Source organism: Pseudoduganella chitinolytica (assembly GCF_029028125.1).
Classification (GTDB): Bacteria; Pseudomonadota; Gammaproteobacteria; order Burkholderiales; family Burkholderiaceae_D; genus Rugamonas; species Rugamonas chitinolytica.
Genome location: NZ_CP119083.1, coordinates 4,042,236 through 4,064,239, shown reverse-complemented (window position 1 = coordinate 4,064,239; position 22,004 = coordinate 4,042,236). Strand labels below are relative to the sequence as shown.

Sequence of the window (22,004 nt, the reverse complement as noted above, 5' to 3'; positions counted from 1 at the left end):
CAATTGGAGTCGACAATTGGGGACAGCCTCCTAAATCGTTAACTACGCATTCGGAGGCTGTCCCCGATTTCCGATTTCCGCGATTTCGGGGGCATTGCGGGAGCGTGCCGGTCAGGCTTCCTTGCCGGTACTGACGCTGCCCGCGAACTGGTAGCGGTGGCCGGGATGCCACATGGTGACGATGGACGCGACCTTGCCGTTCGAGCGGGTCTGGCGCCGCAGCACGAGGCACGGCTGGCGCGCTTCCATCGCCAGCATGTCGGCGATGTCGCGCGGCGCGGCCAGCGCTTCCAGGCTGTAGCTGGCGCCCTGCAGCGGCGCCGCCGCTACCAGGTATTCGTTGGGCGTGATGCGGGTGAAGTCCTGCGCCATGTAGGCCGGCGCGCATTGCGGATTGACCCAGCGGTCCTCGACCTGGATCGGCACGCCGTTTTCGTAGTGGACGATAATCGAATGGAACAGCGCCAGGCCGGCCGGCAGCTCGAACTGCTTGGCCAGCAGCTCGTTGGCGCGGCTCTGTTCCAGCAACTGCAGGCTGCTGCGGTGGGTGTGGCCGCGCGCACGCACTTCGTCGGCGATGCTGCGGATCTGCAGCAGCGTGGCCTGGTATTTTTGCGGCGCGACAAAGGTGCCCGAGCCCTGCCGGCGCGTCAGCACTTCCTCGGCCGTCAGCTCGCGCACGGCGCGGTTGACCGTCATGCGCGACACGCCGAACTGCTTGACCAGCGCCTGCTCGGACGGGATGACGTCGCCTTCCTTCCAGTGCCCGGCCGCGATCTGCGCCGTCAGGAAATCCTTGATGCGCTGGAAGATCGGCGTATTGTCCTGCTGGTTCTCGGGGGCTGGCTGTGCGTCCAAACGGTTTCTCCGCTGCTCGGTGCGGCGATTCTAGCACCGGCCCGGACGAATTCAAAAGCAAGGCGCGGAGTGCCCGACGCGGGCTCGGGTCATAATATGGGGGCATCGAATCCCCACGAGGTACTTGCGATGACCACCTTCAGCAACGACGACACGCGCTGGGCCGCGATACAGCGGCGCGACCGCACTGCCGACGGCCAGTTCTGGTATGCCGTGCGCACCACCGGCGTCTACTGCCGGCCGTCCTGCGGGGCGCGTCCGGCGCTGCGCGGCAACGTCAGCTTCCATGCCTCGGCCGACGCGGCGGAGCAGGCCGGCTACCGGCCGTGCCGCCGCTGCAAGCCGGACCAGCCGCCGCTGGCCGAACGCCATGCCGCGCTGGTCGAGCGCATGTGCCGCCTGATCGAGGCGGCCGACAGCGCGCCCGACCTGGCCAGCCTGGCCGAGGCGGCGGGCGTCAGCCAGTTCCACCTGCACCGCATCTTCAAGGCCCATACGGGTATCACACCCAAGGCCTACGCGGCGGCGCAGCGCCAGCGCAGGATGCAGGAAAACCTGGCGCAGCAGCCGTCCGTCACGGACGCGATCTACGCGGCCGGCTTCAACTCGAGCGGGCGGTTCTATGCCGCCTCCCCAGGCGCGCTGGGCATGACGCCGACGGCCTTCCGCGCGGGCGGCCGTGGGGCGACGATCCGCTTCGCCATCGCGCAATGCTCGCTGGGCGCCATCCTGGTCGCCAGCACCGCCGTGGGCATCTGCGCCATCCTGATGGGCGACGATCCGGACGCGCTGGCGCGCGAGCTGCAGGACCGCTTTCCCAAGGCGGAGCTGATCGGCGCGGAGCCGGACTACGAGGAAACCGTCGCGCGCGTGATCGGCCTGGTCGAGGCGCCGGAGCTGGGCCTGGACCTGCCGCTGGACGTGCGCGGCACGGCGTTCCAGCAGCGCGTGTGGCAGGTGCTGCGCACGATCCCGGCCGGGCAGCGGGTCAGCTACACGGAACTGGCGCGGCGGATCGGCGCGCCGAGCAGCGTGCGTGCGGTCGCCAGCGCGTGCGCGGCCAACGCGATCGCCGTCGCCATCCCGTGCCACCGCGTGGTGCGCACGGACGGTTCGCTGTCCGGCTACCGCTGGGGTGTCGAGCGCAAGCAGGCGTTGCTGGAGCGGGAGTCGTCGCGGTGACGTTCGATTGGGCCGCGATCGAGGAAGCGCTCAACACGGCCGGCTGCGCCCATGTGCCGGGCGTGCTGTCGGCCGCCGAGTGCGAGGCGCTGGCCGCGCTGTATGGCGAAGCGGAGCGCTTTCGCAGCCGTGTCGTGATGGCGCGGTACGGTTTTGGCCAGGGCGAGTACCAGTATTTCACGTACCCATTGCCGGACCGCGTCGCCACCCTGCGCGAGGCGATGTACGGGCCACTCGCGGCGGTCGCCAACCGCTGGCATGCGGCGCTGGACCTGCCCGTACGCTTTCCGCCGCGGCATGCCGATTTCCTGGCCCGCTGCCATGCCGCCGGCCAGGAACGTCCCACGCCGCTGCTGCTGCAATATGGCGCGGGCGACTACAACTGCCTGCACCAGGATCTATATGGCGAGCACGTGTTCCCGCTGCAGGCCGCGTTCCTGCTGTCGCGGCCCAGCGTGGATTTTACCGGTGGCGAGTTCGTGCTGACGGAGCAGCGCCCGCGCATGCAATCACGGGTGGAGGTGGTGCCGCTGGGGCAGGGCGATTGCGTCATTTTTCCCGTGCATCACCGGCCGGTGAACGGCACCCGGGGTGTTTATCGGGTCAATTTAAGGCACGGCGTGTCGCGCGTGCGCAGCGGGCGGCGGCATACGTTGGGGGTGATATTTCATGATGCGCTGTGAGCTTATGGTTGGGGTCTGTCCTTGCGGGACTGACCCCGGTTTCCCGTGTTGGCTGGAAGGTCCGGATCGGCGCATCCTGCTGCAAATAAAACCGGGGTCAGTCCCGAGAGGGACAGACCCCAACCCTGCAGGCCGTGCGGCCGCTTAATAATGCACCGTCAATCCACACGCCCGCTCCGGCCTGCACACGGCCACCGTCACCCTGACACCATCGGCAGCGGCCCGCACGACCGCCACCTCCAGCACCTTGCCGCGGGCCGCAAGGTGGCGCAGGCCGGGGCAGGTGTCGAGGTCGAAGCCCGTGAAGCGGCCGTGGCAATCGTAGTGCACCGCGACGATGCGGCCGCGCGCCCGTTCGGCCTGCGGGTCGTGGCTGCCGTCGTGCCAGGGATCGTCGTCCGGGCAGGGCTTACCGTCGCCTGGCGGCGGGTGGTCCGGGTGGTCGGGCTTGTCCGGCTGGTCGCGCGGTCCACCTGCGGGTGAGGGCTTGATTGCGTCCGGATTGCCGCCGAAGGCGCGCACGCGGTCGGCGATCTGCTCCAGGTAGCGTTCGAACACGAGGCGCCAGGCGATGTCGGCGCCCAGGCGCTCGCCGATCCAGCGCAGCACCGCCAGCTTGCGTTCCTCGCGCGCCAGCAGCAGCGGGCCGGTCGAGACGGGAATCTCGAATTCGAAGCTGCCCGTCACCTTGCGTACCAGCGGGCCGCCGCTGACCTGGTGGGCCGTGACGCGGAAGCGCTGGCCCGTGCGGACCGTCGGCGGCAGGTGGATGCTGACGAGGCCCGGCAGGCTGCGCGTAATCGATGCCGGCACCGGCAGGAACGTGACCTCGCCGATGCGGCAGCGTACCGTGTTGGCGTCCACCAGTTCCAGCAGCTCGTAGCCGGGCCGGTGCACCTGCGCTTCCAGCAGCGATGCGAAGTCGATGTCGGGCAGGTAGATCGTCGCGATCGCATCGCGCGGCAGCGTGCCCCAGCGGATCATCAGCTCCGTCGTCAGCTTGCCCTGGCGCGTCGGCTGGCCCGGCCCCATCGGGTCCTCGACGGGTGGCGTGACGATCACGTCCGAGAGAGCGAGCTTGTCGAGGGCGGCCGCGGCCACCGCCGGGATGGGTGGCGGTGCGGGTGGCGCGTCCAGGTTGAATGGCGCCAGCTCGAATGTGTGCTGCACGACGTGGCCGGCGACGCCGCCGGGATTGTCCGACTCGACGATGGCGAGATTGCGTTGCGACAGCGAGTCGTGTTCCGCCGGTGCCGCGCCGCGCGGGATCGACGAGTGCACGGGATAGTGCAGCTCGGCGATCAGGCACTGGTGCTCGCCGCGAATCAGCGCGCGCAGGTCGTCACGCTGGTTGAAGTCCAGCCAGGCGCCGAAGAAGCGCGTGACCTCGGCCGCGTCCTGCCCCGGCAACGTCTGCACGTTGGGCGGATCGGTGGCCGCCAGCCGGTCGCCACCGCGTGGGCTGGCGAAGTACGGGATCGACGCGGTGCGCGCGCCGATCATGCCGAACTGCGGCACGGCCGTCGGGCCGCTGCCCACGCGCCGGTACAGCGTGGTCTCGTTGTAGTCGAAGCTCGTGCCGACCGTCGTCAGCGTGCGGAAGAACAGCCGCACGTCCGTCGCGTTGCGGCCCACCGGCGCACGGTAGCGCACCCGCGCAAAGGCGTAGTTGAAGACACGTACCCCCGCCACGTGCGACGACAGTTCCAGCCGCGCCGCATCCTGGTCCGTGGCCAGGCGCGCGAACGGGTGGTTGTCGTCGCGCGGCGCGCTGTTCATGCGTCCCAACACTTCCGCCACGAAGCCCGTTCCCGCGCTGGCGTCCGTATGCATGGCACCGGCCAGCGGCACGCCGATGGGGCGCTGCACCACCCGCACGTCGATCGACAGCCACGGTTTGTCGCCATCCTTCATGTAGGGCTTGGCGTCGCGGAACAGGGTCAACTGGCCGCGCAGCTGCAGGGCCGTGGGCAGCACGACGTCGACGAGGACGTCGCGCCGGTTGTCCGCGCCAAGGGTGTCGAACGCATCGAGGTTGTCGAAGGCGACGCCGTATTCCAGCACGAAGCGCTGCGCCACGCCGGGCGTGAAGCTGCCGGTCTCGGAGCGGATGTCGAGGAGCGTCGCGCGCATGCCGGGCACGGTGCCGCCGCCGTCGGCGAAGTGGAACGTCAGCGTGGGTCCGGCCGGCAGCGCCAGGTCGGCGGGCAGGTAGCCGTCCAGCACCAGCAGCAGTGCGTCGCCCACCACGCGGGGGCTGAGCGTGGACACTTCCTCGCGCGCGAACTGCGAGCGGTTCAGCACCAGATAGCCGCTGCCGCCGATGCGCACGAAGCGCGCCCGCTGGCACGGCCGGCCCGCCTCGTCGATCACGAACAGCAGATACGCACCCGGTGGCGCGACGGCGCCGTTGGGTGGCGCCTCGCATTGGATACGGCCCTCGCCGACGCCGTCGAAGCGCAGGCTGACATGGCGCTGGTCGCCGTCGAACGCATGCGTGCACGAGCCGCAGCGCATCAGCGCGATATGGCGGATGGTATTGGCTGCCGTGCAACGGAGCGTGAACGGCTGGCCCCAGGCGACAAAGCCAGGCGCCTCCTGTAGTTCCGGGCGGGCACCGGCCGGATAGGGCGGCTGCCAGATCTCGTAGTTCAGGCGGCCCGTCGTGGCCGGGTCGCCGGCGTGGGCGTTGATGCTGGAGCCGCCCGTCCACACGCTACCGTCGGGCATCAGCAGGGCCGTCGAATGGTAGTTGCGCGTGATGGCGGCCGGATCGTTCGGCGTGTCCCAAGTGCCCTGGGCATCCTGGTTGGTGCCTGCCTGGACGTAGGAGCCGCCGCCGCCGCCCCAGTCGATCTGCGGGTCGTACAGCTCGGGCAGGCGCACGCCATGGGACGTATCGTCGGGGCCGGCATCGTCGCCATTGACCCCGCCGACGACGGCCACCTGGCCGGTAGGCAGCAGCACCGCGAGGCAGTTGCGGCGCAGCCGGCCCGTGGCCGCGATGGTGCGTGCGCCGGCCGGGCCCCATGCGGGGCGGGCGCCATCGGGGCGATCCAGCGCGATGCGTTGCGGATCGGGCGCACCGCACAGCAGGAAGCGGGCGCGGTAGCCGTCGCCCGGCAGCAGTGGCAGCGGCACGGAAGGAAAGGAAAAGCCGTGGTAGTCGCCCAGGGGCAGGTCGCACACGTTGCGCTGGCCGCCCGTGTACGCGTTATAGGCGAAACAGTGCCCGATGCCGCCGATGCGCGAGGTGCAGAACACTTCGCCGCTGCGCAGCACGTGCAGGCGCGGATACAGGTCCGGCCCGCCCGCCGCGGCGGCCCCCAGCGTGCCGACGATCTTCCAGCTGTTGAAGATGGGGCGGTAGCGTTCCGGCGTATGGTTGTTGTGCCGGGTGTCGTCCTCGGCCGGGTGGCCGGCCACGATCAGCACGTCCCCGCTGGCCAAGGTGACGAGCGTCGGGTACCAGCGGCCGCCGCCTGCGTCGCCGGGCTGGTCGCGGTTCGAGCGCATCGGCGCCACGTCCGTCATGAAGCCGCCCTGCGGGTTGTAGATGCTGGCGCCGCGGTGGCCCGGGAAGTGCCCCAGGCCGCCGTGGCCATGCGGGTCGGCGCCGGGCGGGATATTGTTCGGGAAGTAGGCGGTGCCGCCGCCGATCAGCAGGCGCCCGTCCGGCAACTGGGCGTGGCCGCAGCAGAACAGGTCGTGCGCGGGCGAGCGCACATAGGCGATGGCGCGCGTCACGCAGTTCATGCGCCGCGTCGCATCGACATTGCGCGGGCTGTTGATGAAGGCGGGATTGTGCTGGTCGCCGCCAAAGTAGACGATTTCGCCTTCGCCGTTTTCGGTGGGCACGAGGGCGGCGTGAATGGCCAGGATCTGGCTGTCGGCGGGGGCTGTCCAGGACATGATGGTCTCCTTTGGGTCGGTTGACACCTGGAGGGTAGGCCACGGCTTGCGGGAAGCAAGGCGCCGCGACAAAGTCGGGACATATGCACGACATGCCGCGACGTCTGTCCCGGCCGTTCTGGCCCGGGCGTGGTGTTTTCGTTACACTTGCCCTTTCGATTCCACATGAGGATTTCCGATGCGCCGCCTGTCCGTCCTGACCGCCGCCCTCGCGCTGGCCTTTGGTGCCCCAACCCGTGCCCATGCGCAGACACTGATCGACAACGCCAACGGCTACACGCTCGATGCGGGCGGCAAGCTGGTGCGCTTCCAGGCGCTGGCGTTCGACGCCGCCGGGCGCATCGTCGCCGTCGGCGGCTCGCAGCAGGTCGCGGCCGCGGCGCCGGGCTATAAACGCATCGATGCGCAGGGCCGCACGGTGCTGCCCGGGCTGATCGACGCGCACGGCCACGTGTTCGGCCTGGGCCAGGTGGCGACGGCGGCGGAGCTGTACAGTTCCACCTCGCTGGAAGGGGCGGTAAGCAAGGTGGCCGACTACGCGCGCGCCAATCCGCAGCGCGCCTGGGTGGTGGGCAACGGCTGGAACCAGGAAATCTGGAAGCTGGGCCGCTTCCCCACGGCGGCCGAACTGGATGCGGCCGTGCCGGACCGGCCGGCGCTGATGCGCCGTGTCGACGGCCATGCCGTCTGGGTCAACAGCCGCGCGCTGGCGCTGGCCGGCATCACGAAGGAAACCAGGGACCCGGCCGGCGGCAAGATCGAACGCGATGCCCAGGGCAACGCGACGGGGATCCTGGTCGATGGGGCGATGGCGCTGGTGACGAAGATCGTGCCGGCGGCCACCGAAGCGGAGGCGCGCGCGGCGCTGGAAGGCGCGCTGGCGCTGCTGGCGAAGAACGGCCTGACGAGCGTGCACGATGCCGGTGTCGGCGTCGACGAGGACCGGCTGTACCGGGTGTATGCCGACCAGGGCAAGCTGACGACGCGGGTGTACGGCATGATCGGCGACACGGCCGCCGACTTCGACCGCCTGGCCGCCAGCGGCCCGTTGAAAAGCCATGCCAACGACCTGTATGCGCTGGCGTCGGTGAAACTGTACGCGGATGGCGCGCTGGGCAGCCGCGGCGCCGCGCTGATCAAGCCGTACAGCGATGCGCCGCACACGCACGGGCTGCTGTTCTACAAGGATGGCGAGATGCGCGCCAAGATGGAAAAGGCGATCAAGGCAGGTTACCAGGTCAACGTGCATGCGATCGGCGACGCCGGCAACCGCCAGATCCTCGACAACTATGCGGCGCTGCTGAAGAAGTACCCGAACGCGGCGCAGCGCCACCGCATCGAGCATGCGCAGGTGGTGGCGCTGGGCGACATCCCCCGCTTCAAGCAGCTGGGCATCATTCCGTCGATGCAGCCCACGCATGCGACGTCCGACCAGAACATGGCCGAGCAGCGCGTCGGCCCCCGGCGCATCGAGGGCGCCTACGCCTGGCGCACGTTCCTGAAGCAGGGCTCGCGCATCGCCTGCGGCTCCGACTTCCCCATCGAGTCGCCCAATCCGTTCGAAGGCATCCATGCCGCCGTCACGCGCCAGGACATGCGCGACGTGCCGGCCGGCGGCTGGCGCAAGGAACAGGCGATGACGCTGCAGGAAGCCTTCCGCTGCTTCACGCTGGACGCGGCTTACGCGGCGCGCCAGGAACACGTCGTCGGCTCGCTGGAACCGGGCAAGTGGGCCGACTTCATCGTCACGGACCGCGACCTGTTCGCCGTCCCGGCCGGCGAGATCGGCAAGGTCGGTGTGCTGGAGACGTGGGTCGGCGGCAAGCAGGTGTACCGGAAGCGCCAGCAGTAACAGTGTCCACCAGGGGTCTCAATCCGAACGCCCCATCGCATCCAGCGCCGCCACCGCCTCCGGCGGGAGCACCAACTGGCCCGCCGCCAGGTTCTCATGCAAATGCGCGACCGACGACGTGCCCGGGATGACAAGAATGTTGGGCGAGCGTTGCAGCAGCCACGCGATGGCCACCTGCATGGGCGTCGCGCCGAGTTGCGAGGCCACGCCGGACAACGTGGCCGAGTCCAGTGGCGAGAAGCCGCCCAGCGGAAAGAACGGCACGTAGGCGATGCCCGCGGCAGCCAGCGTATCGATCAGCGCGTCGTCCGCGCGGTGCACGAGGTTGTAATGGTTCTGCACGCAGGCGATCGGCACGATGCGGCGCGCTTCCTCGACCTGGCGCGGCGTGACGTTGCTGACGCCGATGTGGCGTACCAGGCCCTGTTCGCGCAGTTCGGCCAGCACGGTCAGCGGTCCTTCCAGCGATCCCTCGGCCGGCCCGTGCACGTCGAACATGGCGCGCAGGTTGACGACTTCCAGCGTCTCCAGGCCCAGGTTGCGAAGGTTGTCGTGCACGGCGGCGACCAGGTCGTCGCGGCCGAAAGCGGGCAGCCAGGCGCCGTCGGCACCGCGGCGCGCGCCGATCTTGGTGACGATCAGCAGCTCGTCCGGATACGGGTGGAGCGCCTCCCGGATCAGCCGGTTCGTCACGTGGGGGCCGTAGAAGTCGGAGGTGTCGATATGGTTCACGCCGGCGGCGACGGCCGCCTGCAGCACGGCGCGGGCAGCGGCGGGATCTTTGGGCGGCCCGAACACGCCCGGCCCCGCCAGTTGCATCGCGCCGTAGCCCAGGCGGTTGACGGTGCGCTCGCCCAGGCGATAGGTGGTGGGGTGATTGGCGGTCATGGTGTTCTCCAGTCGTTGAGTGAATGAAGAAAGCATAGGTTCGTGAACGCTGCGCGACAATCCGGTACAGTGCGAATGGGCTGTACGAAAAAACGCACAATGGAGAAGCGCATGCAGGTGGACCTGGGAGACCTGAACGCATTCGTGGCCGTGGCGCGCGCCGGCGGCTTTCGCGATGCGGCGCGGCTGGGCGGCGTGTCCGCGTCGGGCCTGAGCGAGGCGGTACGACGGCTGGAGCAACGCCTGGGCGTGCGCCTGCTCAACCGCAGCACGCGCACGGTGGTGCCGACGGAAGCGGGGCGCGGCCTGATCGAGCGCCTGGGACCCGCGCTGCACGAGGTGGAACTGGCGCTGGACGTCGTCAACGGCTTTCGCGACCGGCCCACGGGCACGCTGCGGCTGAACGTGCCGATGGCGGCGGCGCGCCTCGTGCTGCCGGCGCTGGTGCCGTCATTTCTCGACGCCTATCCCGACATCGTGCTGGACGTGGTCGTGGAAGACACGTTCGTCGACATGCTGGCTGCCGGCTGCGATGCCGGCATCCGCTACGAGGAACGGCTCGAGCAGGACATGATCGCGGTGCCGATCGGCCCGCGCGTGCAGCGCTTCGCGGCCGCCGCGGCCCCGGCTTATCTGGCGCGGCGCGGCAGCCCGGAACACCCACGCGACCTGACGGCGCATGCCTGCCTGGGCGGCCACTTTGCCGGCACCACCCCGTTCGACTGGAGCTTCGAGCGAGACGGCGAAACCGTCAACGTGATCCCGCGCGGTCCGCTGCAGGTGCGCCTGGGCGGCGGTGCCGACCTGGCCGTGCAGGCGGCGATCGCCGGTACCGGCATCGTCTACCTGTTCGAGGACTGGTTGCGGCCGCACTTCGCCAGCGGCGCCTTGGCGCCCGTGCTGGAGCCGTGGTGGCAGAGCTTTTCCGGCCCGTTCCTGTACTACCCGGGCCGCCGGTTGGTACCGGCGCCGCTGCGCGCGTTCATCGACTTCGTCCGCGCACAAGGCGCTTGACTTTAGTTGTATAGACAACCTATCCTGTACAGATTCGATATCATTTTCGACATCTGCGACCATCGAGGAGACGCCATGAGCCAGCCGCACACCAACGAGCACGCCGACCCACGCTTCGACGCCACCCGCGACATCCGCGCGCCGCGCGGCCCGGAACGGGTCTGCAAGACCTGGGGCGCGGAAGCGGCCTACCGCATGATCCAGAATAACCTGGACAAGGAGGTGGCGGAGAATCCGCAGCACCTGGTCGTCTATGGCGGCATCGGCCGCGCCGCCCGCAACTGGGCGTGCTTCGACCAGATCCTGGCGTCCTTGAAAGAGCTGGGCGAGGAAGAGACGCTGCTGATCCAGTCGGGCAAGCCGGTCGGCGTGTTCCGCACCCATGCGGACGCGCCGCGCGTGCTGCTGGCGAACTCGAACCTGGTGCCGAAGTGGGCCAACTGGGAACACTTCAACGAACTGGATCGCCAGGGCCTGTTCATGTATGGCCAGATGACGGCCGGCAGCTGGATCTACATCGGCACGCAGGGCATCGTGCAGGGCACCTACGAGACGTTTGCCGAGGCCGGGCGCCAGCACTTCGGCGGCGACCTGGCCGGACGCTGGGTGCTGACGGCGGGCCTGGGCGGCATGGGCGGCGCGCAGCCGCTGGCCGCGACGATGGCCGGCGCCGTATCGCTGACGATCGAATGCCAGCAAAGCAGCATCGACTTCCGCCTGCGCACGCGCTACCTGGACAAGCAGGCCGCCAGCATCGACGAAGCGCTGGCGCTGGTGCGCCAGCACAAGGATGCGCGCGAGGCGGTCTCCATCGGCCTCCTGGGCAACGCGGCCGACATCCTGCCGCAACTGATCGCCAAGGCCAAGGCGGGCGGCCTGGTACCGGACCTCGTCACCGACCAGACCTCCGCGCATGACCTGATCAACGGTTACCTGCCGCAGGGCTGGAGCGTGGCGGACTGGAAGGCGGCGCAGCAGGATGCGGCCCGCCACGCCGAACTGAAGGCGGCCGCTGCGAAGTCGTGCGCGGTGCACGTGCAGGCGATGCTGGACTTCCAGCAGCTGGGCGCCAAGGTGGTCGACTATGGCAACAACATCCGCCAGGTGGCGTTCGACGAGGGCGTGGAGAACGCGTTCGACTTCCCCGGCTTCGTGCCGGCCTACATCCGCCCCCAGTTCTGCGAGGGCCGCGGCCCGTTCCGCTGGGTGGCGCTGTCCGGCGACCCGGAGGACATCTATAAAACGGATGCGAAAATCAAGGAGCTGTTCCCGCACCATGCCAACGTGCACCGCTGGCTGGACATGGCGCGCGAACGCATCGCCTTCCAGGGCCTGCCGGCCCGCATCTGCTGGCTGGGCCTGGGCGAGCGCCACATCGCCGGCCTGGCGTTCAACGAGATGGTGAAGAACGGCGAACTGAAGGCGCCGATCGTCATCGGCCGCGACCACCTGGACACGGGCTCCGTGGCCAGCCCGAACCGCGAAACGGAAAGCATGAAGGACGGCACGGATGCCGTCTCGGACTGGCCGCTGCTGAACGCGCTGCTGAACACCGCCGGCGGGGCCACCTGGGTGTCGCTGCACCATGGCGGCGGCGTCGGCATGGGCTATTCGCAGCACTCCGGCGTCGTCATTGTTGCCGACGGCACCGACGCGGCCGCCGCGCGCCTGGCGCGCGTACTGGTCAACGACAGCGGCTCGGGCGTCATGCGCCACGCGGACGCGGGCTACGACACCGCCATCGCCTGCGCCAAGCGCAACGGCCTGAATCTGCCAATGATCAAATAAGTACAGGTAAACAGAATGAAGCAAACCAACCACACGCTGACCCTGAAACCCGGCAAGCTGACCCTGGCCGAGCTGCGCGCCGCCTGGACCACGCACGGAAATATCGCGCTGGCCGCGGAAGCCTATCCCGTCATCGACGCGTCGGCGCAGGCCGTGCAGGCCATCGTCGCCAAGGGCGACGCCGCCTACGGCATCAATACCGGCTTCGGCCTGCTGGCAAAAACCCGCATCCCGGACGACAAGCTGGAGCAGCTGCAGCGCAACCTGATCCTGTCGCATTCCGTCGGCACGGGCGAGCTGATGCCCGACCACGTCGTGCGCCTCCTGATGCTGATGAAGATCGGCAGCCTGGCACGGGGCTACTCGGGCATCCGCGCCGTTGTCATCGACACGTTGATTGCCCTGTACAACGCGGGCATCATGCCGGCCATTCCCGTCAAGGGCTCGGTGGGCGCCTCGGGCGACCTGGCGCCGCTGTCGCACATGACGCTGGCGATCCTGGGCGTGGGCGAAGTGCGCGTCAAGGGTGAGCTGATGCAAGCCGCCGATGCGCTGAAGTCGGCCGGCATCGCGCCGGTCGTGCTGGCGGCCAAGGAAGGCCTGGCGCTGATCAACGGCACCCAGGCCTCGGCGGCGCTGGCGCTGCACGGCCTGTTCATGGCCGAGCGCTTGCTGGAAGCGGGCATGGTGACGGGTTCGCTGTCGCTCGACGCGGCCAAGGGCAGCGACTCGCCGTTCGACGCCCGCGTGCACGAGGTGCGCGGCCAGCCGGGCCAGATCGCGGCCGCCGCGATCTACCGCCAGCTCGTGACGGGCAGCGCGATCCGCGCCTCGCACCTGGAAGGCGACGAGCGCGTCCAGGACCCATACTGCCTGCGCTGCCAGCCGCAGGTGATGGGCGCGTGCATGGACCTGATCGCCAACGCCACCCGCACCCTGCTGATCGAAGCCAATGCCGTCACCGACAACCCGCTGCTGTTCCGCGACGGCGACGACGTCGCCATCGTCTCGGGCGGTAACTTCCATGCCGAGCCGGTCGCCTTCGCAGCCGATACGCTGGCGCTGGCCATCGCGGAAATCGGCAGCATCGCCGAGCGCCGCATCGCGCTGCTGATCGACGCCACATTGTCCGGCCTGCCGCCGTTCCTGGTGCGCGAACCGGGCGTCAATTCCGGCTTCATGATCGCCCACGTGACGGCGGCCGCGCTGGCGTCGGAAAACAAGTCGCTGGCGCACCCGGCCAGCGTCGACTCGATTCCCACGTCGGCCAACCAGGAAGACCACGTCAGCATGGCCACGTTCGCGGCGCGCCGCCTGGACGACATGGCGCACAATACGGCTGCCATCATCGGCATCGAGCTGCTGGCGGCCGCGCAGGGTATCGACTTCCACCGGCCGTTGAAGACGTCGCCCCACCTGGAGCACGTGCATTCGCAGTTGCGCCAGAAAGTGCCGTTCTTCGATGCCGACCGCTACTTCGCGCCTGATATCGAGGCGGCCAAGCAGATGGTGCTGAAGGGGGAACTGTCGGCCACGTGCCGCAGCCTGTTCACGCCGCTGCATCCGTAAGGAGGAAAGGAGCCCATGGACTACCGTTTCAAGCAGGGCAGCATCCCGCTGCTCGTCTCGATGCCGCACGTGGGCACCGATATCCCCGACGATATCGCCGCCACCCTGGCGCCCTGCGGGCAGGTCAAGGCCGATACCGACTGGCACCTGGAACAGCTGTACGGTTTCCTGGACGAGATGGGCGCGTCGACCCTGGCGGCGCGCTGGTCGCGCTACGTGATCGACCTGAACCGCCCGCCGGAGAACACCAACCTGTATCCGGGCCAGGACACGACGGGCCTGTGCCCCGTCGACACCTTCGGCCGTGAACAGCTGTACCAGCCGGGCCGCGCACCAGGCGATGCCGAAGTGCGTCGCCGCCTGGCGGCCTACTGGCGGCCGTACCACGACCGCCTGCGCGGTGAGCTGGACCGGCTGCTGGCCCTGCATGGCCGCGTGGTGCTGTGGGAAGCCCACTCCATCGCCTCGGTCGTGCCGCGCTTCTTCGAAGGCAAACTGCCGGACCTGAACTTCGGCACCGCGGACGGCGCCAGCTGCGATGCGGGGCTGACGGAACGCATCACGGAGCTGGCCCGCGCGGACGGCAAGTTCACGGTGGCCGTCAACGGCCGCTTCAAGGGCGGCCACATCACCCGCCATTACGGCCAGCCCGGGCGGGGCGTGCACGCGGTGCAGCTGGAAATGTGCCAGTCCACCTACATGGACGAGACGTTCCCGTTCGACTACCGGCCCGACCTGGCGCTGCTGGTGCAGCCCGTACTGCGTCGCATGCTGCAGGCGGCGGCCGACTGGGCGCGGCCGTGAGTGCGCTGTTCTGCCACCATGCGCTGCTGCCGGAAGGCTGGCGCAACGACGTGCTGCTGCGCTGGAACGCCGCCGGCCTGCTGACCGAAGTGACGCCGGACACGGCGGCGCCGGCGGACGTCGAAACGGCCCGGCTGGTGCTGCCGGGCATGGTCAACCTGCACTCGCACAGCTTCCAGCGCGCGCTGTCGGGCATGACGGAGATCGCCGGCGACAGCCCGGACAGCTTCTGGACCTGGCGCGACCTGATGTACCGCTTCGCCCGCCAGATCACGCCGGAGCAGATGGAAGCGATCGCCGCCCAGCTGTTCTCGGAATGCCTGCGCCACGGCTATACCTCCGTTTGCGAGTTCCATTATGTGCACCGCCAGCCCGATGGCGCGTTATACCCTGATATCGCCGAGACAGCGCGGCGGGTGATCGACGGCGCCCGGCTGGCCGGCATCGGCATCACGATGCTGCCGGTGCTCTACAGTTACGCGGGCTTCGGCGAGCAGCCGCTGAAACCCGAGCAGGCCCGCTTCCGCACCGGTGCGGATGAGGTGCTGGAGATTGTCGCGGCGCTGGAACCGCTGCGCGGCGCGGCGGTCGAAGTGGGCGTGGCGCCGCATTCGCTGCGCGCCGCGTCGGTCGCGCAGATCGAGGCGGTGCTGGCCGGACTACCGGCGGGGCGGCCCGTGCACGTGCATATTGCAGAGCAGATGGGCGAAGTGCGCCAGTGCCAGGACCATAGCGGGCGCCGCCCGGTGCAGTATTTGTTTGATAATCTGCCAATTGACGGGCGCTGGTGCCTCGTCCATGCAACCCACCTGGACGAAGCGGAAGTGGCGCTGGTCGCCGGCAGCGGGGCCGTGGCGGGGCTGTGCCCGACGACGGAAGCGAACCTGGGAGACGGCCTGTTCCCGTTGGCGCCGTACCTGGCGCAGGGCGGCCGGTTCGGGGTGGGCAGCGACAGCCATGTGTCGCACAGCCCCGTGGAGGAATTGCGCTGGCTGGAATACGGCCAGCGGCTGGTGCGGCAGCAGCGCAATATCGCCGTCGCACCGGGCGAACGGCGCGTGGGCAGCCACTTGTGGCAGGCCGCGCTGGCGGGCGGCGCGCAAGCGGCCGGCCGCGCCGTGGGAGCGCTGGCACCGGGCCTGTCGGCCGACGTGCTGGTGCTCGACGACAGCCATCCCAACCTGTATGGGCTGGCGGCACCGGATGTGCTGAACGGCTTCATCTTCAGCGGCAACGACAATCTGGTACGAGATGTGTTGGCTGGCGGCCGCTGGGTGGTGCGCAGCCAGGAGCACGTGGCGCAACCGGCCATCGCCGCGCGCTTCCGACAAACGCTGGCCGAACTGCGTGAGTTGCGAACATGACGACGCTGATACAGTATGCAAGCCTGAACCCCACGCCCTGGAAGAATGGCGGGGGCTGTACGACGGAAATCATGGCGTCGCCCCCGGGCGCCACCCTGCACGATTTCGACTGGCGCATCAGCCTGGCGACGATCGCGCAGAGCGGGCCGTTTTCCGTCTTCCCCGGCATCGACCGCACGCTGACCCTGGTGGACGGCGGCAACGTCGTGCTGGACGTGGGCAACGAGCGCAAGGTGGCGCTGTCCGAGCGCGAGCCGGTCGTGGCCTTTCCCGGCGAGGTGCCCGTCAACGCGACGGTGGACGGCGATCCCACCACCGACTTCAACGTGATGACGCGGCGCGAGCGCTGCTCGCACCAGCTGGAGCGGCGCCTGGTGCGCGACTTCTCGGTGCTGGAGCGGCGCAGCGCCCTGACGGTGCTGTTCCTGGCTGAAGGCGAGAGCCTGACGGTCTACAGCAGCCGCGAACGCATGGTGCTGGTGCGTTATGATGCGGTGGTACTGGACCGCGAGGAGAGGTGGACGCTGGAAGCGCCCAGCGCCACCGTCTTCATCGTCGACATCATGCCCAACGAGGAGGATGACTAGCGCATGCAGCAATGGGATCTGTTGATCACGAACGTCCACCTGGCGCGCATGACGGCCGGTGGCTACGGCGAGCTGCGCGATGCGGCGATCGCCGTGCGCGACGGCCGCATCGCCTGGCTGGGCAGCGCCGCCGAAGCGGCGGCGCATGGCGGCGCCCGCGAACTGCGCGACGGTGCCGGCTGCTGGCTGACGCCAGGCCTGGTCGACTGCCACACGCACATCGTCCACGCGGGCAACCGCAGCGACGAGTTCGAGGCGCGGCTGAACGGCGCCACCTATGAAGACATCGCCCGCGCGGGCGGCGGCATCATGTCGACCGTGCGCGCCACCCGCGCCGCCAGCGAGGAAGACCTGCTGGCGGCCAGCGTCCCGCGCATCGCCAGCCTGCTGGCCGAGGGCGTCACCACCCTGGAAATTAAATCCGGTTACGGCCTGGACGCGGCAGCGGAAGCGAAGATGCTGCGCGTTGCGCGCCGTGTCGGCCACGAGCTGCCGGTGCGCGTCGTGACGACGTTCCTGGGCGCGCATGCGCTGCCGCCGGAATACAGCGGCGATGCCGATGCCTATGTCGCCGCTGTCTGCGCCATGCTGCCGGCGCTGGTCGACGAAGGACTGGTCGATGCCGTCGATGCGTTCTGCGAGCGCATCGGTTTCACCAATGCGCAGACCGAGCGCGTGTTCGAAGCGGCGCGCGCACACGGCCTGCCCGTGAAGTTGCATGCGGAGCAGCTGTCGGACCAGCAAGGCGCGCAGCTGGTGGCGCGCTTCGGCGGCCTGTCGGCCGATCACCTGGAACACCTGAGCGAGGCCGGCATCGCCGCGCTGGCGGCCAGCGGCACGGTGGCCGTGCTGCTGCCGGGCGCCTACTACTTCCTGCGCGATACGACGCCGCCGCCGGTCGCCGCGCTGCGCGCCGCCGGCGTGCCGATGGCGGTCGCCACCGACAACAACCCGGGCACGTCGCCCATGACTTCCCTGCTGCTGGCGATGAACATGGCGTGCACGTTGTGGCGCCTGACGCCCTATGAGGCGCTGGCTGGCTGCACGGTGCACGGCGCCCGGGCGCTGGGATTGCAGGCGGAACTGGGCACGCTGGAAGTGGGCAAGCTGGCCGACTTCGCGCTGTGGCGCATCGCGCGGCCGGCGGACCTCAGCTACGCGATCGGCTTCAATCCCTGCATGGCCGTCGTCAACGGCGGCAAATGGCGCGCGCCACAGCTGCCGGAAGCCGCCTAGTGCGCGCGCTGGCGCTGGCATTGGGCCTGCTGGCGGCGTTGCCGGCAATCGCCGACGACGTGCTGCACGTGGGCTCGAAGCGCTTCACCGAGTCGTACATCCTGGCCGAGATCGTGGCGCAGACGGCCGCGCCGCACGCCCGCACGGAGCACCGGCAAGGCCTGGGTAACACGGCCATCGTGCTGGCGGCACTGCAGAACGGCAGCATCGACGTCTACCCGGAATACATCGGCACGATCGACCAGGAGATCCTGAAGCACGAGAAGCCCGCCTCGCTGGAGCAGATCCGCCGGGAGCTGGCGCCGCTGGGGCTGGGCGTGGCGGTGCCGCTGGGCTTCAACAATACCTACGCGCTGGCGGTGCGGGGCGACACGCCGGCCGTGCGCACGCTGTCGGACCTGGCGGCGCAGGCGAACCTGCAGTTCGGCCTGTCCCACGAATTCATCGGTCGCGCCGACGGCTGGCCCGGCCTGCGCCAGCGCTATCATCTACCGCAGCAGCCGCGCGGGCTCGATCACGGCATCGCCTACGAAGCGCTGGCGCAGCGCCAGGTGGACGTCATCGACATCTATTCGACGGACGCGAAGATCGGCCGCTACGGCCTGAAGGTACTGGAAGACGACAAGCGTTACTTCCCCCGCTACGACGCCGTGCTGCTGTACCGCCTGGACGCCGCCAGGCGCTTCCCCGCCGCCTGGGCCGCGCTGCAGGGACTGGAAGGCAAAATCGGCGCCACCGACATGATCGCCATGAACGGTGCCGCCGAGCTGCAGGGGCAACCCTTCGCCGCCGTCGCGCGCGATTGGCTGGCCAGGTCCAAGGCTCAGCCCGTGTCCACCGTGGGGTCACACCCCGACATGGACACGAGGCCGGCCGCGCAGCGCAGCCTGGCCGACGTGTTGTTCGCGTCCGACCTCGGCCGCCTGACGGGCCAGCATGTGCTGCTGGTGGCGCTGTCCGTGCTGCTGGCCTGCCTGGTCGGCGTGCCGCTGGGGATCGTGGCCGCGTACCGCGCGCGACTGCGCCAGGGCGTGCTGGGCCTGACCGGCATGCTGCAGACCATTCCATCGCTGGCACTGCTGGCGATGCTGATCCCGCTCCTGGGCCGCATCGGCATCGTGCCCGCGCTGGTGGCGCTGTTCGTCTACGCGCTGCTGCCGATCGTGCGCAATACCTGCACGGGCCTGGCCGGCGTGCCGCGCGGCCTGCAGCAGGCGGCGCTGGCGCTGGGCCTGACCCGCTGGCAGCGGTTGTGGCACGTGGAGCTGCCGCTGGCGCTGCCCGTGATCCTGGCGGGCGTCAAGACGGCGGCCGTGATGAGCGTTGGCACCGCGACGATTGCCGCGTTCATCGGGGCGGGTGGCTACGGCGAACGCATCACGACCGGCCTGGCGCTGAACGACAACGACATGATGCTGGCCGGCGCCTTGCCGGCCGCCGCGCTGGCCCTGCTGACGCAGGCCCTGTTCGAGCTGCTGGAGCGCCGCTTCGTCGTGCGCACGGCCCGCACCTGACGCGGCGTCCAGGCAGCGGGTGTAAGCAAACGTGCAGGGGTGGTAAGCATTTGTAAAGCTGGCTGGCAGGCGGGGAGGCGGCGATTATATTGAACCCGTCGATTCATCTCCCCGCCCACATGACAATGGGATTTGTCTCCCGCGTGCCCGGCCAGCCGGCACGCGGGATTTTTTTTGGCGCTGTGCTCCGGTCGTAGTGAACTTCCCAGCTCGGCCGCGGTCCTACTCATCAGGCAGACCACGCTTGGGGAGAGACGATGGACACACAGCAATTCGAAGCCGCACAGGTCCAGGTATTGCAATGGCTGACGCAGCTGACGGGCAAGCAGGCCGATGAACTCCGGAACATCTTCGATCGCTGTTCGTCGTTGGCCGAGTGCCTGGCGATCCTCGCGGAAGCCGGCAGTAAACTACGCCACTGCCCGCATTGCGAGGGCGACCGGCTCTATCGCCACGGCGTCTACCGCGGCCTGCAGCGCTACCGGTGTCGCCAGTGTGGCGCCAGCTTCAATGTCCTGACGAAAACGCCTCTGGCATTCATCCGATTGCGCGAGAAATGGCTGCCGTTCCTGCAGTGCATGCTGCACTCGATGACGGTGCGCGGCGCAGCCAAGGCCATCGGCATTCACCGCAACACAAGCTTCCGCTGGCGCCACCGTTTCCTGGCGATGGCCAAGGACGCGCGAGCGCTGCCGCTCGATGGCATCGTGGAAGCGGACGAAACATATCTATTGGAATCGCAAAAGGGATCGCGCCACCTGACCCGTCCGGCCCGCCGGCGGGGCGGCAGCGCCAGCCATCGGGGGCCGGGCAAGGACCACGATTGCATCCTGGTTGCCTGTAACCGTAGCGGCAAGGCGTGCGACTTCGTGCCGGGGCGCGGGCCGGTAACGGCGCAGCAGCTGCATGATTGCCTGCCGCTCGTGCTAGCGCCAGGCATCCTGCTGGCGACCGACAGCGCGGTTGCCTATCAAGCATTCGCCACCGCGGCCGGCATCGCGCATGGAACAGTGAATCCGCATGCCGGCATCCGCGTCGATGGCCTCATCCACGTGCAGACCGTCAACAGCCAGCACAGCCGCTTCAAGGGGTGGCTGCGGCACTTCCTGGGTGTGGCCAGCCGCTACCTGCCCAATTACCTGGGCTGGAGGCACGTGCTGGATGTCGGCCGGGTTGCGCTGCCGCAGCATTTCCTGCGCGTAGCGCTGATGCTCGATGTCATCTAATTACCGATGGGCTACTTCACTGCGACGGGGGCACAGCGCCATTTTTTTCGTCAGGCGCCGCGCGCGAGGTGCGTCAGCGCGTCGCCGGTGACGCGGCAGATGCGCCAGTCCGGCAGTACGGCTGCGCCCATCTTCTCGTAGAAGCTGATGGCGTTGGCATTCCAGTCCAGCACCGACCATTCGAAGCGGCCGCACTGGCGTTCGACGGCCAGCGCGGCCAGCGCGACCAGCATCTTTTTGCCGTATCCCTTGCCGCGCCGGTTCTGCTTGACGTACAGGTCTTCCAGGTACAGCCCCTTCTTGCACAGGAACGTGGAGAAGTTGTGGAAGAACAGCGCGAACGTGACGACTTCGCCACCGGACTCTTCGCCGACAATGGCCTCGCACGGCGGGCGCACACCGAACAGCGCGTCGTGCAGCATCGTTTCGTTCGCGACGACCATGTGTTCTAGTTTCTCGAACACGGCCAGCTCATGGATCATGGCAAAGATGGAAGAGACATCTTCCGGGCGGGCAGGGCGGATGGTGATGGTCATGAGGCTTTCTTCAGGGGTTCAGGTTCGATCGGGAGGGCGGGCCGCGCAGTGGGCGCAGGCGTGGGCGTGCGCAGCGCCCAGGCGACGCTGCCCAGGCACAGCGCCATGCCGGCCCACTCCAGGATGCCGGGGCGGAAATGTTCGAGGCGGATCGACAGCAGCACGGAAATCACGGGCGTGACGACGCCGATGTACGTGGCTTTCTGCGAGCCGATGCGGTCGATCAGCGTAAAGAAGCAGGCAAACGCGATGACGGAGCCGAACAGGGACAGGTAGAGGAGGCCGGCCCAGTAGCGCGCGCTGGGCGGCGCGACAAAGCGCTCGCCGGCGGCCAGCGCCCACACGGCCACGAGCACGGTGCCCCACAACATGCCCCAGGCCATCGTCAGCAGCACGTTGGGCGCCTGCTCGCGCACCTTGACGACGATGACGTTGCCGAACGCGCTGGCCAGGGTGGCGGTCAACGCCAGGATCAGGCCCAGCAGGAAGTGACCCTGGCCGCCTGCGAGGAGGTCGCGCACGGCGTTGCCGATCGACTGGTAGAACAGCAGGATGACGCCGGACACGGCCACGCTGCCCGCCGCCCACGTGCGCCATGACAGCGGCGTGCCCAGCACGAGCCGGCTGATCAGGGGATTCCAGAACACCATCAGCGCGAACAGTACGGCCACCAGCGCGGAGACGAGGTACTGCTCGGACGAATACGTGCAGATGTAGCTGAGGCCGAAACTGGCGCAGCCTTGCAGGATCGTCCAGCGCTGGGCGCGCCAGGACAAGGCGAGCTTGTCACCGCGCAGCCTGCACCAGGCGAACAGCACGGCGGACGCCAGCGCGAAACGGTAGACCACGGAGACTGCCGGCGGTACGTCGCCCAACTGCAAGGTGATGGCCCAGAACGTGGAACCCCAGATCAGGCTGGCGACAAGGAACAGGAGCGAAGAAGGCATCCGGCCAGTATACGGGCTTCCCGATAATTCCTCTATGGATACTT

17 protein-coding genes are annotated in these 22,004 nt (G+C 68.8%); 12 read left to right on the top strand and 5 right to left on the bottom strand.

The annotated features are described in order from the left end of the window. Positions 1 to 111: 111 nt before the first annotated feature. Positions 112 to 858 carry a histidine utilization transcriptional repressor HutC gene (gene hutC / locus PX653_RS18000; protein ID WP_277414122.1) on the bottom strand — a complete coding sequence of 249 codons (747 nt, stop codon included), beginning with the start codon at positions 856 to 858 and terminating at the stop codon, positions 112 to 114. Positions 859 to 987: 129 nt separating this feature from the next. On the opposite strand from hutC, the gene ada reads away from it, so the two are divergent. Next, complete coding sequence (gene ada, locus PX653_RS17995; protein WP_277414121.1) at positions 988 to 2,040, top strand: bifunctional DNA-binding transcriptional regulator/O6-methylguanine-DNA methyltransferase Ada; 1,053 nt, start codon at positions 988 to 990, stop codon at positions 2,038 to 2,040. Beyond that, complete coding sequence (locus PX653_RS17990; RefSeq protein WP_277414120.1) at positions 2,037 to 2,723, top strand: 2OG-Fe(II) oxygenase; 687 nt, start codon at positions 2,037 to 2,039, stop codon at positions 2,721 to 2,723. Before ada ends, PX653_RS17990 begins: the two co-directional genes overlap by 4 nt. Positions 2,724 to 2,867: 144 nt before the next feature. Here PX653_RS17990 and PX653_RS17985 read toward each other — a convergent pair whose 3' ends face one another. Then, entirely contained in the window at positions 2,868 to 6,635 is a 3,768-nt protein-coding gene (locus PX653_RS17985; RefSeq protein ID WP_277414119.1) for a galactose oxidase early set domain-containing protein, read from the bottom strand. A gap of 178 nt (positions 6,636 to 6,813) precedes the next feature. On the opposite strand from PX653_RS17985, the gene PX653_RS17980 reads away from it, so the two are divergent. Next, the gene (locus PX653_RS17980; RefSeq protein WP_277414118.1) at positions 6,814 to 8,487 is read left to right on the top strand and encodes an amidohydrolase; all 1,674 of its coding nucleotides are present in this window, start codon (positions 6,814 to 6,816) and stop codon (positions 8,485 to 8,487) included. 18 nt (positions 8,488 to 8,505) lie between these two features. On the opposite strand, the gene PX653_RS17975 is transcribed toward PX653_RS17980, so the two are convergent. Next, positions 8,506 to 9,375, bottom strand: a complete 870-nt coding sequence (locus PX653_RS17975) for an aldo/keto reductase family oxidoreductase (RefSeq protein ID WP_277414117.1) — start codon at positions 9,373 to 9,375, stop codon at positions 8,506 to 8,508. Between the two features lie 111 nt (positions 9,376 to 9,486). Between PX653_RS17975 and PX653_RS17970 the strand changes: the two genes are divergently transcribed. From PX653_RS17970 to PX653_RS17930, 9 genes are all read left to right on the top strand, one after another. Continuing rightward, positions 9,487 to 10,389, top strand: coding sequence for a LysR family transcriptional regulator (locus PX653_RS17970; protein ID WP_277414116.1), 903 nt, complete (start codon positions 9,487 to 9,489; stop codon positions 10,387 to 10,389). A 75-nt stretch (positions 10,390 to 10,464) separates the two neighbouring features. Continuing rightward, the gene (gene hutU / locus PX653_RS17965) at positions 10,465 to 12,177 is read left to right on the top strand and encodes a urocanate hydratase (protein ID WP_277414115.1); all 1,713 of its coding nucleotides are present in this window, start codon (positions 10,465 to 10,467) and stop codon (positions 12,175 to 12,177) included. A 15-nt stretch (positions 12,178 to 12,192) separates the two neighbouring features. Next, positions 12,193 to 13,746 (top strand): histidine ammonia-lyase, encoded by a 1,554-nt coding sequence (gene hutH / locus PX653_RS17960; RefSeq protein ID WP_277414114.1) that lies wholly within the window; start codon positions 12,193 to 12,195, stop codon positions 13,744 to 13,746. 15 nt (positions 13,747 to 13,761) lie between these two features. Continuing rightward, positions 13,762 to 14,550, top strand: a complete 789-nt coding sequence (gene hutG / locus PX653_RS17955; protein WP_277414113.1) for an N-formylglutamate deformylase — start codon at positions 13,762 to 13,764, stop codon at positions 14,548 to 14,550. Next, positions 14,547 to 15,914, top strand: coding sequence for a formimidoylglutamate deiminase (locus PX653_RS17950; protein ID WP_277414112.1), 1,368 nt, complete (start codon positions 14,547 to 14,549; stop codon positions 15,912 to 15,914). Before hutG ends, PX653_RS17950 begins: the two co-directional genes overlap by 4 nt. Then, complete coding sequence (locus tag PX653_RS17945) at positions 15,911 to 16,501, top strand: HutD/Ves family protein (protein ID WP_277414111.1); 591 nt, start codon at positions 15,911 to 15,913, stop codon at positions 16,499 to 16,501. Before PX653_RS17950 ends, PX653_RS17945 begins: the two co-directional genes overlap by 4 nt. A gap of 3 nt (positions 16,502 to 16,504) precedes the next feature. Next, positions 16,505 to 17,737 (top strand): imidazolonepropionase, encoded by a 1,233-nt coding sequence (gene hutI, locus PX653_RS17940; RefSeq protein WP_277414110.1) that lies wholly within the window; start codon positions 16,505 to 16,507, stop codon positions 17,735 to 17,737. Continuing rightward, positions 17,704 to 19,251 carry an ABC transporter permease/substrate-binding protein gene (locus tag PX653_RS17935; RefSeq protein ID WP_371876347.1) on the top strand — a complete coding sequence of 516 codons (1,548 nt, stop codon included), beginning with the start codon at positions 17,704 to 17,706 and terminating at the stop codon, positions 19,249 to 19,251. The genes hutI and PX653_RS17935 overlap by 34 nt, the downstream gene beginning before the upstream one ends. 257 nt (positions 19,252 to 19,508) lie before the next feature. Continuing rightward, positions 19,509 to 20,477 carry an IS1595 family transposase gene (locus PX653_RS17930; protein ID WP_277414109.1) on the top strand — a complete coding sequence of 323 codons (969 nt, stop codon included), beginning with the start codon at positions 19,509 to 19,511 and terminating at the stop codon, positions 20,475 to 20,477. Between the two features lie 50 nt (positions 20,478 to 20,527). On the opposite strand, the gene PX653_RS17925 is transcribed toward PX653_RS17930, so the two are convergent. Together PX653_RS17925 and PX653_RS17920 are read right to left on the bottom strand one after the other, a co-directional pair. After that, positions 20,528 to 21,013, bottom strand: a complete 486-nt coding sequence (locus tag PX653_RS17925; protein WP_277414108.1) for a GNAT family N-acetyltransferase — start codon at positions 21,011 to 21,013, stop codon at positions 20,528 to 20,530. Continuing rightward, a complete protein-coding gene (locus PX653_RS17920; RefSeq protein WP_277414107.1) occupies positions 21,010 to 21,960 on the bottom strand; it encodes a DMT family transporter in 951 nt (316 codons plus the stop codon). Before PX653_RS17920 ends, PX653_RS17925 begins: the two co-directional genes overlap by 4 nt. Positions 21,961 to 22,004: the final 44 nt, after the last annotated feature.

Bases quoted from the DNA above. Each gene is read 5' to 3' on its own strand.
- ada (WP_277414121.1), top strand. From the start codon at position 988: ATGACCACCTTCAGCAACGACGACACGCGCTGGGCCGCGATACAGCGG.
- PX653_RS17985 (WP_277414119.1), bottom strand. From the start codon at position 6,635: ATGTCCTGGACAGCCCCCGCCGACAGCCAGATCCTGGCCATTCACGCC.
- PX653_RS17980 (WP_277414118.1), top strand. From the start codon at position 6,814: ATGCGCCGCCTGTCCGTCCTGACCGCCGCCCTCGCGCTGGCCTTTGGT.
- PX653_RS17975 (WP_277414117.1), bottom strand. From the start codon at position 9,375: ATGACCGCCAATCACCCCACCACCTATCGCCTGGGCGAGCGCACCGTC.
- PX653_RS17970 (WP_277414116.1), top strand. From the start codon at position 9,487: ATGCAGGTGGACCTGGGAGACCTGAACGCATTCGTGGCCGTGGCGCGC.
- hutU (WP_277414115.1), top strand. From the start codon at position 10,465: ATGAGCCAGCCGCACACCAACGAGCACGCCGACCCACGCTTCGACGCC.
- hutH (WP_277414114.1), top strand. From the start codon at position 12,193: ATGAAGCAAACCAACCACACGCTGACCCTGAAACCCGGCAAGCTGACC.
- hutG (WP_277414113.1), top strand. From the start codon at position 13,762: ATGGACTACCGTTTCAAGCAGGGCAGCATCCCGCTGCTCGTCTCGATG.
- PX653_RS17945 (WP_277414111.1), top strand. From the start codon at position 15,911: ATGACGACGCTGATACAGTATGCAAGCCTGAACCCCACGCCCTGGAAG.
- hutI (WP_277414110.1), top strand. From the start codon at position 16,505: ATGCAGCAATGGGATCTGTTGATCACGAACGTCCACCTGGCGCGCATG.
- PX653_RS17935 (WP_371876347.1), top strand. From the start codon at position 17,704: ATGGCGCGCGCCACAGCTGCCGGAAGCCGCCTAGTGCGCGCGCTGGCG.
- PX653_RS17930 (WP_277414109.1), top strand. From the start codon at position 19,509: ATGGACACACAGCAATTCGAAGCCGCACAGGTCCAGGTATTGCAATGG.
- PX653_RS17925 (WP_277414108.1), bottom strand. From the start codon at position 21,013: ATGACCATCACCATCCGCCCTGCCCGCCCGGAAGATGTCTCTTCCATC.
- PX653_RS17920 (WP_277414107.1), bottom strand. From the start codon at position 21,960: ATGCCTTCTTCGCTCCTGTTCCTTGTCGCCAGCCTGATCTGGGGTTCC.